General features: G+C 67.9%; 12 protein-coding genes and 1 tRNA gene. 3 read left to right on the top strand and 10 right to left on the bottom strand.

Annotated features, from left to right (window positions below):
• Window positions 1–18: 18 nt before the first annotated feature.
• On the top strand, window positions 19–222 hold the full coding sequence (locus G3N92_RS06075) for a cold-shock protein (protein WP_206126557.1): 204 nt from the start codon (window positions 19–21) through the stop codon (window positions 220–222).
• Between the two features lie 116 nt (window positions 223–338).
• A complete protein-coding gene (locus tag G3N92_RS06070; RefSeq protein ID WP_206126556.1) occupies window positions 339–1508 on the top strand; it encodes an exonuclease domain-containing protein in 1170 nt (389 codons plus the stop codon).
• Between the two features lie 82 nt (window positions 1509–1590).
• Here G3N92_RS06070 and G3N92_RS06065 read toward each other — a convergent pair whose 3' ends face one another.
• The 6 genes from G3N92_RS06065 to pepN form a co-directional block, all read right to left on the bottom strand.
• The gene (locus G3N92_RS06065) at window positions 1591–2178 is read right to left on the bottom strand and encodes a chorismate mutase (RefSeq protein WP_206126555.1); all 588 of its coding nucleotides are present in this window, start codon (window positions 2176–2178) and stop codon (window positions 1591–1593) included.
• Between the two features lie 224 nt (window positions 2179–2402).
• Window positions 2403–2549, bottom strand: a complete 147-nt coding sequence (locus tag G3N92_RS06060) for a hypothetical protein (protein WP_206126554.1) — start codon at window positions 2547–2549, stop codon at window positions 2403–2405.
• A gap of 368 nt (window positions 2550–2917) precedes the next feature.
• Entirely contained in the window at window positions 2918–3169 is a 252-nt protein-coding gene (locus G3N92_RS06055) for a GlsB/YeaQ/YmgE family stress response membrane protein (protein WP_206126553.1), read from the bottom strand.
• A 317-nt stretch (window positions 3170–3486) separates the two neighbouring features.
• A tRNA-Thr gene (locus G3N92_RS06050) sits at window positions 3487–3562 on the bottom strand.
• A 313-nt stretch (window positions 3563–3875) separates the two neighbouring features.
• Window positions 3876–4895, bottom strand: a complete 1020-nt coding sequence (locus tag G3N92_RS06045) for a class 1 fructose-bisphosphatase (protein WP_206126552.1) — start codon at window positions 4893–4895, stop codon at window positions 3876–3878.
• Window positions 4896–5112: 217 nt separating this feature from the next.
• On the bottom strand, window positions 5113–7818 hold the full coding sequence (gene pepN, locus G3N92_RS06040) for an aminopeptidase N (protein ID WP_206126582.1): 2706 nt from the start codon (window positions 7816–7818) through the stop codon (window positions 5113–5115).
• Window positions 7819–8027: 209 nt separating this feature from the next.
• Between pepN and G3N92_RS06035 the strand changes: the two genes are divergently transcribed.
• Complete coding sequence (locus G3N92_RS06035; protein WP_206126551.1) at window positions 8028–8735, top strand: DUF4136 domain-containing protein; 708 nt, start codon at window positions 8028–8030, stop codon at window positions 8733–8735.
• A gap of 97 nt (window positions 8736–8832) precedes the next feature.
• Here the strand turns inward: G3N92_RS06035 and guaD are convergent, their stop codons facing one another.
• From guaD to xdhC, 4 genes are all read right to left on the bottom strand, one after another.
• Window positions 8833–10170: a guanine deaminase gene (guaD, locus tag G3N92_RS06030; RefSeq protein WP_206126550.1), complete on the bottom strand. Its 1338-nt coding sequence runs from the start codon at window positions 10168–10170 to the stop codon at window positions 8833–8835.
• Between the two features lie 37 nt (window positions 10171–10207).
• On the bottom strand, window positions 10208–11584 hold the full coding sequence (locus G3N92_RS06025; protein ID WP_206126549.1) for an NCS2 family permease: 1377 nt from the start codon (window positions 11582–11584) through the stop codon (window positions 10208–10210).
• 101 nt (window positions 11585–11685) lie between these two features.
• The gene (locus G3N92_RS06020) at window positions 11686–12711 is read right to left on the bottom strand and encodes an adenosine deaminase (protein WP_206126548.1); all 1026 of its coding nucleotides are present in this window, start codon (window positions 12709–12711) and stop codon (window positions 11686–11688) included.
• A 19-nt stretch (window positions 12712–12730) separates the two neighbouring features.
• A complete protein-coding gene (gene xdhC, locus G3N92_RS06015) occupies window positions 12731–13747 on the bottom strand; it encodes a xanthine dehydrogenase accessory protein XdhC (RefSeq protein WP_206126547.1) in 1017 nt (338 codons plus the stop codon).
• Between the last annotated feature and the right edge of the window lie 137 nt (window positions 13748–13884).

Below are 13884 nucleotides of genomic sequence, written 5' to 3'. Positions count from 1 at the left end.
GTTTGGGGAATGAAGAATATGGATACCGGTATCGTGAAATGGTTTAACGATGCTAAGGGCTTTGGCTTTATCACGTCGGACAACGGTGGCGAGGATCTGTTCGCGCACTTTTCGGAAATCCGTATGGATGGCTTCAAGACGCTGAAGGAAAACCAACGCGTTTCGTTCGAAGTGAAGACGGGCCCGAAAGGCAAGCAGGCTGCCAATATTCAGGCTGCTTAATCCGGGTTAACCCGTGATTCCAAGCCCCCGCATTAGCGGGGGCTTTGTTTTTGGCGGGTAGAATCGCTACCGTGCGCGATGTCGCGCGTCATCAACCGGTATCGCTTTCCGCAGACATGTCCGATCTGTCCTCGTCTCTTCCCGTCATCGACGCGCCGCTCGTCTTCGTCGACCTCGAAACCACCGGCGGCTCCGCAGCCGACCATCGCATCACCGAGGTCGGTGTCGTCGAAGTGGGGCCCGATGGCGTGTCCACGTGGACGTCGCTGATCGATCCGCGCCAGCCGATTCCGGCGTTCATCCAGCAACTGACCGGCATCACCGACGAGATGGTGCGGGGCGCGCCGACCTTCGCATCGATCGCGGCCGAACTGTATGCGCGGCTCGACGGCAAGCTGTTCATCGCCCACAACGCGAGTTTCGACCGCGGCTTCCTGCGCGCCGAGTTCGAGCGGGCCGGGCTCGCGTTCAATCCCGACATGCTGTGCACGGTGCGCCTGTCGCGCGCGCTGTTTCCGCGCGAGGCGCGGCACGGGCTCGACGCGTTGATCGAGCGCCATGCGCTGGTGCCGAACGCGCGGCACCGCGCGCTCGCCGATGCCGATCTCGTCTGGCAGTTCTGGCAGCGGCTGCCGGCGCTGGTGCCGGCCGGCCGGCTGGCCGAGCAGATCGATCAGGCCACGCGCCGTTATCGCCTGGGCGGCAATCTGACCGAGGACGACCTGGAGCGCGCGCCGGCCGGTTGCGGGGCGTATGCGCTGTTCGGCGAGGACGACGCGCCGCTGTTCATCGGGCGCAGCGTGCGGGTGCGCAATCGGCTGCGTGCGTTGCTGACGGGCGAGCGGCGTTCGGCGAAGGAGCGCAAGCTGGCCGAACAGGTGCGGCGCATTGCGTGGCGCGAGACGCGCGGCGAACTGGGGGCGATGCTGGCCGAGGCGGCCTGGATCGCCGAACTGAAGCCGCCGCTCAACCGGAAGGCGAGCGATGCGCGGCGCAGCGCGACTGGCAGCAGCACGCCCTGGCCGTTCGACGGGCCGGTGGCGATCGTGGAGACGGAGGGCGGCGTGGCGTCGTACCTCGTGGCCGACAACTGGCGCTACCTCGGGGCGGCCGCCAGCATCGCGCAGGCGAGCGAGCTGGCCGTGGCGCTGGCGCCCGGCGCGGGCGCGTTTCATGCCGGGATCTGCCGCATCCTTCAAACGCATCTCGCGCGCGGCCTGGAAACGGTGCCGCTGGCGCCGGCAGCCGCCACGGCTGCAACCGCCGAGGCCTCGGCCGCCGAATAACGCCGCGCCGAACCGCGTCCGGCGCCGAATCGAATCGGGTCGAATCGGTTTTGCTCCGAGCGGCCTGCGCGCTCGAAACCCCTCACCCCATCGAACTCGCCCCGCCGCCCGTGCAGACGTGCGAGAGCGCCGCGTTGAGCGCCGGTGTCTGCCGCGAGTCGTAACGCGTCAGCGATTTCCAGTTGGCGATGCTGCCCGCGACGCGCGACTGGCAATCGGGCGCGTCGCGCAGCGGTGCAACGCGGGCGAGTGCGGCGATCAGCGATTGCGTCAGCTTGTCGAACTGCGGGCGCGTGGTCGTTGCGAGATCGGGCGGCGTGCCTTGCGGCGGCTGGCCCGCGCGCCAGCTCTCGAACAGTGCGTTCTGCATGATCTTGCTCGCCTCGATCTGATCGGCGAAGAACGCATGCGCGTAGTCGCGGTCGATCCCGCTCGCCACCGCACGGCGCTCGACGTCGGCCAGCAATTGCGCTTCGCGCGGCTTGTCCTCGATCGGCTTGTGATTGGCCCACTTCCATTGCGCGACCGGCTCGGCCAGCGCGATCCGTTGTGAGGCGAGCGCGACGAGGTTGGTCAACGGCGTATCGTCGCCGTCGGCGCTGGCTGGCAGCGCGACGAGCAGGGCGGCCAGCGATGCGCAGGCGCCGGCAAAGCGAAGCGGGAAAGTCATGGGATTGGATGTGCGCCGGCAGGCAGCCGGGCCAAGCGGAAAACGACGAGGATAAACGATTGCGTGGTGCGCGGACGCGCCCAGGCGAAGTTCAGTGCGCCAAAACGCGCGCGCCCGAGCGGCCGACGAGGCCGGGGCGGCGCGAAACGTGCCGAAGCGAGCAGGCGTGCGGGCGCAAGAAACGGGCCGCGATCGGGCGGCGGTTCAGGACGCGCAAGCCGACATCACTTAGGCGTGCCGAGCTTGTGCTGCTCGTCGAAGAAGGCGCGCACATGGTCGGGCAGTTCGGCGAGAAACTCGACGGCCACCGGTTCCGGGTCCGGGCTCATCACTTTCTCGGGAGGTGGCATGCGAAGTGGTTTCTCATCCATGATCAATCTCCTTGCGGTGTATCGATTATCGATCTCCTAACTCGAAGATTTCCAGCAGGGAATCGTTTCAATTTGTCGTTGTTGCTTAAACCGCACAGCTGCTGCGATGTCGGCGTGCGGCACGCGGGCAAAATGGATGCGCGCGCACCTATCTCGTGAGGGTTTGCACGGATTCGTCGGACGGCTCGACGCCGAAAAAACGGGGAAGGGTGCGGAGCGCAGGCGGCTCGAGGATGCGGCGCGATGCATCCGGCGATGCGAGAGCGCGGTGAGGTGAGGGTGAAGCGGGGGTGAGGCGGCGGCGAGGCGCCGATGAGAGGCGCCCGGCGGCGCGCTGACGCGCGAGCCGCCGGGCGGTGCTGCCGGTGCTACGCGCGCCTGAACAGCCGGATGATGAACAGCAGGATGACCGCGCCGATCACGGCCACGATGATCGAGGCGAAGAAGCCGCTGCCGACCGCGATGCCGAGCTTCGCGGCGAGCCAGCCGCCGATGATCGCGCCGACGATGCCGACGATGATGTCGACGATCAGCCCGAACCCGCCGCCCTTCACGAGCAGGCCGGCAAGCCAGCCGGCAATCGCGCCGATGATGAGCCACATAATCAAGCCATGAGCCATGGTGGTTCTCCAGGTTGCTGTTGGTATGTCGAGAAACGAACGAACCGGCCGCGGGCATCGCACTGCCTGACGGTGCGCTGCACCGCCGGCTCCCGGCCCGTTGCCCACGCAATTTACTGCAATAGCCGGGTCAGGAGCGTTAAGTAATGTTAGGCAGCCGGCAAAGGCGTAACCAAAGATTTTTTCGAGGAGAAACCCTTGTCCAGGGCCTTTCGGCGGGCTTTCGAGGCAAGCGCGGGGAACGGGAGGGCGGGGTGAACGGCGGCGGAAAAACAAAAAGCCCGATCACGAGGATCGGGCTTTCTGCTTGATTCGGATGGTGCCGGAGATAGGAGTCGAACCTACGACCTTCGCATTACGAATGCGCTGCTCTACCAACTGAGCTACACCGGCAACAAAGAGATGAAATTATAGGGTGATTTCTGCGAGGCTGGCAAGAGGTTTGGCGAAGAAATTTTCAAATTTCTGCGTTGCTTCGACTAAGTGCTTGATCCGGAAGGGATCCAGACTCGCGATCGATCGCCACGCATCGCCCAACTTCACGCCCGTACCGCCTCGCGCTTCGACAACCGTTGCCGATCATCTGACCCTGCGCCTTTCAACGCGGCGAATTCTACGCTGAAAGCCGTGCGCGAGGGAAGGGGCTTGGCCCCTCCCGGCGCACTTTTTTGCGGCGCTGCAATACCTCGCGCGCGCCGCCGCTGCTTTACTTGGCGGCCGCTTCCTGGTGGTAGCGCGCCACGCGCTCGACTTCGTTCTTCGAGCCGAGGATCACCGGCACGCGCTGGTGCAGGCCGGTCGGCTGCACGTCGAGGATGCGCTCGGTGCCCGTGGTGGCCGCGCCGCCCGCCTGCTCGACGATGAACGACATCGGATTCGCTTCGTACATCAGGCGCAGCTTGCCCGGGCGATCGGGCGTGCGCGCGTCGGCCGGGTACATGAAGATGCCGCCGCGATTCAGGATGCGGTGCACGTCGGCGACCATCGAGGCGATCCAGCGCATGTTGAAGTTCGCGCCGCGCTCGCCGTCGGCGCCGGCATTCAGCTCGTTGACGTAGCGCTGCACCGGCTCGTACCAGTGGCGCGCGTTCGAGGCGTTGATCGCGTATTCGCGCGTGTCGGCCGGAATCTGCATGTTGCTTTGCGTCAGCACCCACGAACCCACTTCGCGGTCGAGCGTGAAGCAGTTCACGCCGTGGCCGGTGGTCAGCACCAGCACGGTTTGCGGGCCGTACACCGCATAGCCGGCCGCGACCTGCTGCGTGCCGGGCTGCAGGAACGATTCCTCGGTGGCTTCCTTGCCGTCCGGGCAGCGCAGCACCGAGAAGATCGTGCCGATCGACACGTTCACGTCGATGTTCGACGAGCCGTCGAGCGGATCGAACACCAGCAGGTATTCGCCGCGCGGGTAGTTGTCGGGGATCGGGAAGAACGTTTCCATTTCTTCCGAGGCCATCGCGGCGAGGTTGCCGCCCCATTCGTTGGCGTCGAGCAGGATTTCGTTCGACAGGATGTCGAGCTTCTTCTGCACTTCGCCCTGCACGTTTTCGCTGCCGGCGGTGCCGAGCGCCTCGCCGAGCGCGCCCTTCGAGACGTTGTAGCTGATCGCCTTGCAGGCGCGCGCCACGACTTCGATCAGCAGGCGCAGGTCGGCCGGGAGATTGTGATTCTCGCGTTGCTGCTCGATCAGGAATTTCGACAGCGTGGTACGTCGGGAAATGGACATGGCTGAACTCCGAGAGGCGGGGAAATCTTGGTAGGCCGCAATTTTACCCGGCTCGACCCGGCCTGCCGCCTTTTTGTGGCGAAGCAGCATGGCGCGCGAGCCAATACGGTGAGGCCCCAATAAAAAACGGCCGGCGCCGCGCGAGCGGGCCGGCCGTTTCGTCATGCGGACGGCACCGGCGGTGCCGATCCTGCCGTCAGGTCCTGCGGGCGGCGGTTCAGGCGAGCGCCTTTTCGACGATCTCGCGCACGTCGCGCGACTTCGCGCCGGCCGCGACGCGTTCGAGCGCCTCGCGCATGCGCTCGCGCAGCGCCGGCGTGTAACGCCGCCAGCTTTCGAGCGAGCGCGCCAGACGCGCCGCGACCTGCGGGTTGATCGCGTCGAGCGCGAGCACCTGGTCGGCCCAGAACGCGTAGCCGGAGCCATCGGCGGCGTGGAACTGCGCCGGGTTCGCCGCGCAGAAGCCGAAGATCAGCGAGCGCGCGCGGTTCGGGTTCTTCAGATTGAACGCAGGGTGGTCGAGCAGCTCGCGCACCGTGGCCAGGGTCGGATGCTCGGCCGTGCCGCGCCGCGTGGCCTGCATCGAGAACCACTTGTCGATCACCAGCGCCTCCTTCTCGAAGCGCTGGTAGAAATCGGCCAGCGCCTGCTGGGCCGGCGCTTCGGCGGCGGCATGGGCCGCCGAGGCCGACAGCAGCGCGCCGAGCGCGGCCGCGCGATCCGTCATGTTGTCGGCGGCTTCGTATTGCGCGGTGGCGAGGCGCACGGCGTCGGCCGGCTGCTCGCGTTCGGCCAGATAGGCGAGCGCCAGGTTCTTCAGCGCGCGGTGGCCGCCGTCTTCGGGCGTCGGCGCGTATTCGCCGGGCGTGCAATGGCGTTCGTAAATCGCGAGCCAATCGGCATGCAGCGCCTCGGCCAACTGGCCGCGCACGAACTGGCGCGCGCGATGCACGGCGGCCGGATTCGCCTCGCGCATCTGATCGGCCAGATAGGCTTCGGACGGCAGCGTCAGCGCCAGCTCGCGGAACGCCGGCGACAGCGTGTCGTCGGTCAGCACGCGGCGGAACGCATCGGTGAACGTGGCGTCGAGCGTCAGCTCGCCGCCGGCGGCCGCGCGGTCGGCCAGCGTCAGCAGGGCGCGCGTGGCGAGGCGCTGGCCGGCTTCCCAGCGGTTGAACGGATCGCTGTCGTGGGCGAGCAGGAACGCCAGTTCGTCCTCGCGGTAGTCGTACTCGACGACCACCGGGGCCGAGAAATTGCGCAGCAGCGACGGCAGCGGCTCGGCCGCCACGTCGACGAACGTGTAGGACGCCTCGGTTTCAGTCAGCTCGATCACGCGCGTGGTGCCGGCGGCGGCGGCTTCGCCGTCGAGGCGCAGCGGCAGATCCTGGCCGTCGGCGCCGATCAGGCCGATCGCGAACGGGATCAGCAGCGGGCCTTGCTGGGTTTCGCGCGCGGCGGCCGAGGCCGATTCGCCGTAGCCCTGGCGCAGCGTGACGGTGTAGCGCTTGGCGGCGGCGTCGTAGGCGGTCTTCACCGACACGCGCGGCGTGCCGGCCTGGCTGTACCAGCGCTCGAACTGCGCGAGATCGCGGCCGTTCGCGTCGGCCATCGCGTGGCGGAAATCGTCGCAGGTGACGGCCTGGCCGTCGTGGCGCTCGAAGTAGAGATCCATGCCGCGCCGAAAGCCGTCGCGGCCGAACAGCGTCTGGTACATCCGCACGACTTCCGAACCCTTCTCGTAGACGGTCATCGTGTAGAAGTTGTTGATCTCGACGTAGCTTTCGGGGCGCACCGGGTGCGCCATCGGGCCGGCGTCCTCGGCGAACTGGAGCTGGCGCAGCACGCGCACGTCCTCGATGCGCTTGACCGCGCGCGCGCCGGCGTCGTCGGCGTCGCCGGCCGACATGTCGGCCGAGAATTCCTGATCGCGGAACACCGTCAGGCCTTCCTTGAGGCTCAACTGGAACCAGTCGCGGCAGGTCACGCGGTTGCCCGTCCAGTTGTGGAAGTACTCATGGCCGACCACGGCCTCGATGTTCGCGAAATCGGTGTCGGTCGCGGTTTCGGGGTTCGCCAGCACGTACTTCGTGTTGAAGATGTTGAGCCCCTTGTTCTCCATCGCGCCCATGTTGAAATCGCCGACCGCGACGATCATGAAGCGGTCCAGGTCGAGCTCGAGGCCGAAGCGCTTTTCGTCCCAGTGGATCGAATGGATCAGCGAATCCATCGCGTGACGGGTTTTGTCGAGATCGTGCGGCTCGACCCACACCTGCAGCAGCTTCTTCGCGCCCGAGCCGGTGGTGATGGTTTCCTCGATCGACACGAGCTTGCCCGCGACCAGCGCGAACAGGTAGCTCGGCTTGCGGAACGGGTCTTCCCATTTCGCGAAGTGGCGGCCGTCGGGCAGCTCGCCCGACTCCACCAGGTTGCCGTTCGACAGCAGCACCGGGTAATCGGCGCGGCTCGCGCGCAGCGTGACCGTGTAGGTGGACATCACGTCCGGGCGGTCGAGGAAATAGGTGATGCGGCGAAAGCCTTCCGCCTCGCACTGCGTGAAGAAGTTGCCGCTCGACACGTAGAGGCCCGACAGCGTGGTGTTGACGGCCGGCGCGCAGGCGCTGTCGATCGTCAGCTCGAACGTGTCGGGCAGGTTCTCCACGGTCAGCCCGTGCTCGTGCGCGCGCACCGTGTCGACCGGCTGGCCGTTCACGCGCGCGGCGACGAATTCGAGCGATTCGCCGAGCAGTTCGAGGTGCGGCGCGGGCGCGGCGTCCGGATTGCGGCGCACACGCATGGTGTTGCGCACCAGGGTGCGCTCGGGCACGAGGTCGAATTCGAGGGCGACGCTGTCGATGAGGAACGCGGGCGGCGTGTAGTCGGCGCGGCGGATCACGGCGGAATGGGCGGCGGTATCGGACATGTCGAGCGTGGGCAGTAGGGGTTCGGGATTCGCCACCGGCCGCTCGTGGCGGCGGGGCGGGGCTGTCCATTGTACAAAGGCTTGGCGTGGCCCGCGCGGTTCGAACTTTCGGCGCGCCGGCGGGTCTGCTGATGATCCGGCGGGCGGCGCGCGGCGTATGATGCGATGCCGTCCGACGGGGCGGCATCGAATCGAACCCAAGGATCAAGATGAAAGCGAATCGTACGTTCCGCGCCGCGTTCTGGCTCGCGAGCGCCTGCGTCGTGCTGCTGTCGGGCTGCGCGAGCTATGTGAACACGCAGGTCACGGCATTTTCCGACTGGAGCGGCAGCGATGCGACGCGCACCTACGCGTTCGCGCGCGCCACGGGCGAGCAGAACAGCCTCGAGCAGGCCACCTACGAGAACATCGTGGCCGGCGAATTGTCCTCGCTGTCGTTCCGGCGCGTGCCGGCCGGCGACGCGCGCTATCTGGTGGCGCTGACCTACGGCATCAAGGGCGATCTGGTGGCGGTGCCGCAGCCTGTCTACTACGATCCGTGGTTCGGCCCCGGCCCGTTCTGGCGCGGCGGCATGTGGGGCGGCTGGGGCCCGTGGGGGCCGCAACCGGCCGGCTATGTGAACCAGACCTATCGCGTGTTCGAGCGCACGCTGAATATCCGCATGACCGAGCGCGCGACGGGCCGCGAGGTCTACAACGTCAGCGCCCGCAATTCGGGCGGCAACGGCTCGCTGGTGGCGGCCATGCCGTTCCTGGCGCACTCGGCGCTGGCCGATTTCCCGCTCGGCAACGGCGCGACGCGCACGGTGCGCCTGCCGGTGGACCGCAACGGCGGCGGCCCGGCCGCGGCGCCGGCCGGTTCGAACGAGCGGGCGGTGCCGGCCGCGCCTGCATCGGCGGCGAGCGGCGCGAAGTAACGCAGCCCCGACACCGAACCTGCAGGTACAAAAAACGGGCCTGGCGCAGCAGCATGCGCCAGGCCCGTGTTTGTATCGGGATCGGGGGAGCGCCCGCTCAGGCCGCCGCTGCCGCCATCGCCTCGCGCGCCGGCTGCGGCGCGTCACGCCGGTGCACGCAGCGGCCGGCCGCATAGGTGCTGTGCACGGCGCGGTCGTCGCCGAGCATCGCCAGCGCGAACAGCAGCTCCTCCAGCGATTCGGCCCGCGCGCTGCGGCGCGCCAGCAGCGGCGTGGCGGCCGGGTCGAGCACCACGAAATCGGCTTCCGAGCCGGGCGCGAGCGTGCCCACCTCGGCATCGAGCGCGAGCGCCTGCGCCGCGCCGGCCGTGGCCAGCCAGAACATGCGCGTCGCGCTCAAGTGATAGCCCGACAGCCGTGCGACCTTGTGCGCCTCGTTCATCGTCTGCAGCATCGAGAACGAGGTGCCGCCGCCCACGTCGGTGGCCAGTGACAGCGGCGCGCGCTGCGCCGTCGCGCGATCGAAATCGAACAGCCCGCTGCCGAGGAAGAAGTTCGAGGTCGGGCAGTGCGCGATCACCGTGTTGGTTTCGGCGATGCGCCGCCGATCCTCGTCGTCGAGGTGGATGCAATGGCCGTACACGGCGCGCGGGCGCAGCAGCCCGTGACGGTCGTAGATGTCGAGATAGCTGCGATGGCCGGGGAACAGCTCGGCCGCCCATTTCACCTCGTCGACGTTCTCCGCCACGTGGCTCTGCACGAACACGTCGGGATGGCGGCGCGCGAGATCGGCGCAGGCCTCCAACTGCTCGACGGTCGAGGTTGGCGCGAAGCGCGGCGTGAGCGCGTACATCTGCCGGCCGCGGCCATGCCAGCGCGCGATCAGCTCGGTGCTGTCGTCGTGGCCCGAACGCGCGGTGTCGCGCAGGAATTCCGGGCAGTTGCGGTCCATCAGCACCTTGCCGGCGATCATGCGCAGGTTGTGCGCCTCGCTGACCTCGAAGAACGCGTCGGCCGATTGCTTGTGCACCGTGCAGTAGACGAGCGCCGTGGTGGTGCCGCTTGCCAGCAACTGCTCGACGAAGAAGCCCGCCACCTCGCGCGCATGAGCCGGATCCTCGAAGCGGCGCTCGGTCGGGAACGTGTAGGTGTCGAGCCACGGCAGCAGGCCTGGCGCCGGCGAGGCGATCATGTCGGTCTGCGGATAGTGGATGTGCGTGTCGATGAAGCCGGGCACGATCAGCTTGTCGCGCAGCGTCAGCACCTGCGTGTCGGGCGCGAGGCGGCCGGCCAGCGCCGCGTAGGCGCCGGACGCGGCCACCCGGCCGTCCTCGACGATCACGAGGCCGTCGTCCTCGAACGCGGCGGCGTCGCCGGTATGCGCCGGATCGCCGCGAAACGTCAGCAGGCGGGCGCGAAAGGCGGTTTGGGTCATGAGGCGAACTCCAGCATCGAAGAAATGAGGCGCGGGCTCACAGCTGCGCGAGCAGCACGCCCGACAGCGCGGCGACGATCCACATCGCCGGCTTGATCTCGCGGCGGCGGCCGGTGAACAGCTTCAGCACCACGAACGCGAGAAAGCCGTAGGCGATGCCGTCGGTGATCGAATAGGTGAGCGGGATCAGCACCATCGCGATGAACGCCGGAATCGCCTCGTCGAAGCGGTGCCATTCGATCTTCGTGATCGACTCCATCATGAACACGCCCACCAGGATCAGCGCCGGCGCGGTGGCGATCGCGGGCACCAGCGACAGCAGCGGCGAGAGCACCAGGAACGGCAGGAAGCAGAGCCCGGCCACCACCGCCACCAGGCCGGTGCGGCCGCCCGCCGAAATGCCGGCCGCCGATTCGATGTAGGCGTTGGCCGGGCTGGTGCCGAGCGGCGCGGACACCACCGCCGAGAACGCGTCGACCATCATCGACTGGCGGATGTTGCGCGGGTTGCCGTCGCGGTCGACGAGGTTGCCGGCTTCGGAAATCGCCATGAACGTCGAGAGCGCATCGAAGAACGCCGTGAACAGCATCACGAAGATGAACGGCCAGTAGGCCAGCTTCAGCGCGCCGATCAGGTCGAGCTGGCCGATGCCGGAGAAATCGGGCGCGGCGATCAGGCCGTTCCAGTTGACGAGCGTCCTGGTGGCGATCGCGGCGGGCCAGTAGGCGGTGCCGTCGCCCCACACGCGGCCGATCGGAATCGCCAGCAGCGTGGTCACGACGATGCCGATCATCAGCGCGCCCGTCACGCGGCGCACCACCAGCACCGTGGTGACGGCCAGCCCGATCAGGAACGTGATCACCACCGGGTTCAGCGACGCGCCGTGCACGACCGTGACCGGGTCGCCCACCACGAACTTCGCGTTGACCAGCCCGATCAGGCAGATGAACAGCCCGATGCCGCACGACACGGCGTGGCGCAGGTTCGGCGGGATCGCGTCGACCACCAGCTTGCGCGCGTTGAACGCGGCCAGCACGGCGAAGATCACGCCGGCCCAGAACACGCAGCCGAGCGCCGTCTGCCACGGCATCTTGCCGCCGTGCACCATCACGAACGCGAACAGCGCGTTCATGCCCATGCCCGGCGCGACCAGCACCGGGTTGCGCGCGTAGAGGCCCATCGCGCAACTGCCGAGGAAGCTGACGATCACGGTGGCGGTCAGCGCGGACGCGAACGGCACGCCGGCCTGCGCCAGGATGCCCGGATTGACGACGATGATGTACATCGCCGTCAGGAACGTCGTGATGCCCGCGACGATTTCCGTGCGCAATCGCGAACCGGATTCGCGGATGCCGAAGAAGCGCTCGAGCGCGCTGCTCGACGCCGGGGCCTTGCTGCCGTTGTACGTGTCCATCGGAAAAGCTCTCCTCAGTCTCTGTTATGGGGACGACGGTGCGCGCGCGCCCTGGGGCGCGTGTCGCGAATTGCACCGGCCGCCCCGGCAGGACGTGGGTGTCATGCCGGATGCCAGTGCGAATCGAGTTTTGCGATCAGCGCGGCGCGCTCGTCCTCGGTGACGAAGGACGCCTCGAAGCCGTTGCGGATCACGGTGTAGACGTCCTGGTCGCCGAGCGACAGCGCCGCGACGGTCGCGAAGTAGTTCTCGTTGACGTAGCCGCCGAAATAGGCGGGATCGTCGGAATTGATGGTCACGGCCACGCCGCTGTCGAGCAGCACCTTCAGCGTGTGCTGGGTCATGTCGTCGAACACCTTGAGCTTCAGGTTCGACAGCGGGCACACCGTCAGCGCGATGCGCGCATCGGCCAGGCGCGCCACCAGCGCGGCGTCCTCGATGCTGCGCACGCCGTGGTCGACGCGATCCACCTTGAGCAGGTCGAGCGCCTCGATCACGTATTCCGGCGGGCCTTCCTCGCCGGCATGCGCCACCAGCTTCAGGCCCATCGCGTGGGCCTTGGCGAACACGCGCGCGAACTTCGAGGGCGGATGGCCGCGCTCGGACGAATCGAGGCCCACGCCGATCAGGCGATGCGCGTACTTCTCGAACAGCGGCAGTGCGGCGTCGAAGGTGGCGAGCGCGTCGTCTTCCGACAGATGGCGCAGGAAGCAGAGGATCAGCTTGCTCGACAGGCCGCGCCGCTCGGCGTCCGCCAACGCGCGGTCGATGCCGGCCACCACCGTCTCGATCGGCACGCCGCGTTCGGTGTGCGTCTGCGGGTCGAAGAAGATTTCGGTGTGGATCACGTTGTCGGCCAGCGCGCGCTCCACGTAGGCGGCCGTCATGTCGTAGAAATCCTGCTCCTTCAACAGCACGCTCGCGCCGGCGTAATAGATGTCGAGGAACGATTGCAGATCGGTGAACGCGTACGCGGCGCGCAGCGCCTCGACCGATGCGTAGGCGAGCTTCACGCCGTTGCGTTCGGCGAGCTTGAAGATCAGTTCCGGCTCCAGCGAGCCTTCGATGTGGATGTGCAGCTCGGCCTTCGGTGCGAGCGCGATCTTCTCTTGAAAATTCGGAGTCATGGGGCGGTGTCCTGGTCGGTCAGAATTGGGGGGCGGCCGGTTCGCCGGCGGCCTGGGTGGCGTGCTGGTCGACGACCTGCAGAATTTGCGCGGCCACCGAGATCGCGATCGTCTCGGGCGCCTTGTCGACGATCCCTTCCACGCCGATCGGGCAGCGCATGCGCGCCGTTTGCGCCGGATCGATGCCGCTGGCGGCGAGGCGCTGGTCGAACTGGATGCGCTTCGAGCGCGAGCCGATCATGCCGAAATAGGCGTAATCGGCGCGGTGCAGGATGTGCTGGGCCAGTTGGAAGTCGAACGCGTGATCGTGCGTCATCACCACGAAATAGCTGTGCGGCGCGGCCTCGGCCACGGCGCTTTCGGGCGCGTCGCGCGGTTCGACGCGCAGGTTGCCGATGCCGGCCAGCGCCTGCGGCTCGGGAAACGGCGCATCGCGCCCGTCCACCCAGCGCACGCGGCACGGCAGCGTCGCGAGCACGCGCACCAGCGCGGCCGAGGCGTGGCTCGCGCCGAACAGCTCGACGGCGAACGTGTGCGGCGCGATGGTCTCGGTCATCAGCGAGACGTCGCCGGTGGTCCAGAGCAGGCAATCGGCGCGCGTCACGTCCGTTTCCGGTTCGCTCAGCATCACCGGGTCCGGCGTCGGGCCGAACGCGATGCTGCGCACCGTGGCGCTGCCGGCCGCCACGCGCTTGGCCAGCGACGTGATCCAGCCGAGATCGGCGATGTCGAGCCGCTCGAACGCCAGCGTCACGGCGCCGCCGCAGCACTGGCCGAGGCTCGGGCCGAGCGGCAGCCGTTCGAGGCGGCGCGCGTGAGGCAGGTGCGAGCCGTCCTTGAGCAGTTGCCGCGCGATCTCGATCGCCTTCCATTCGAGATGGCCGCCGCCGATCGTATGGCGGGCCGTGTCGCGCGTGACGAGCATCTTGGTGCCGGCTTCGCGCGGCACCGAGCCTTCGGCGCGCGCGACCGTCACCAGCACGGCCGCTTCGCCGTGCGCGATCAGGTGTTGAACATCGGTGAGCCAGGTTTCCATGGCGTGGCCTCCTTCAATGCCGCGCCGCCGCGCGGGGCGCGACGGGCGAGGCGGATGAAACGGCCACGCGGGACGGATGCCCGGCGAGCGAGCTGGCCGCGTTCGGCGCCGGCGCGGGCTGGCGCGCGGCATCGGAC

Origin of the sequence: Burkholderia sp. Ac-20379 (assembly GCF_017104645.1) — a bacterium.
Classification (GTDB): domain Bacteria; phylum Pseudomonadota; class Gammaproteobacteria; order Burkholderiales; family Burkholderiaceae; genus Burkholderia.
This window is presented reverse-complemented; position numbering and strand designations above follow the sequence as displayed.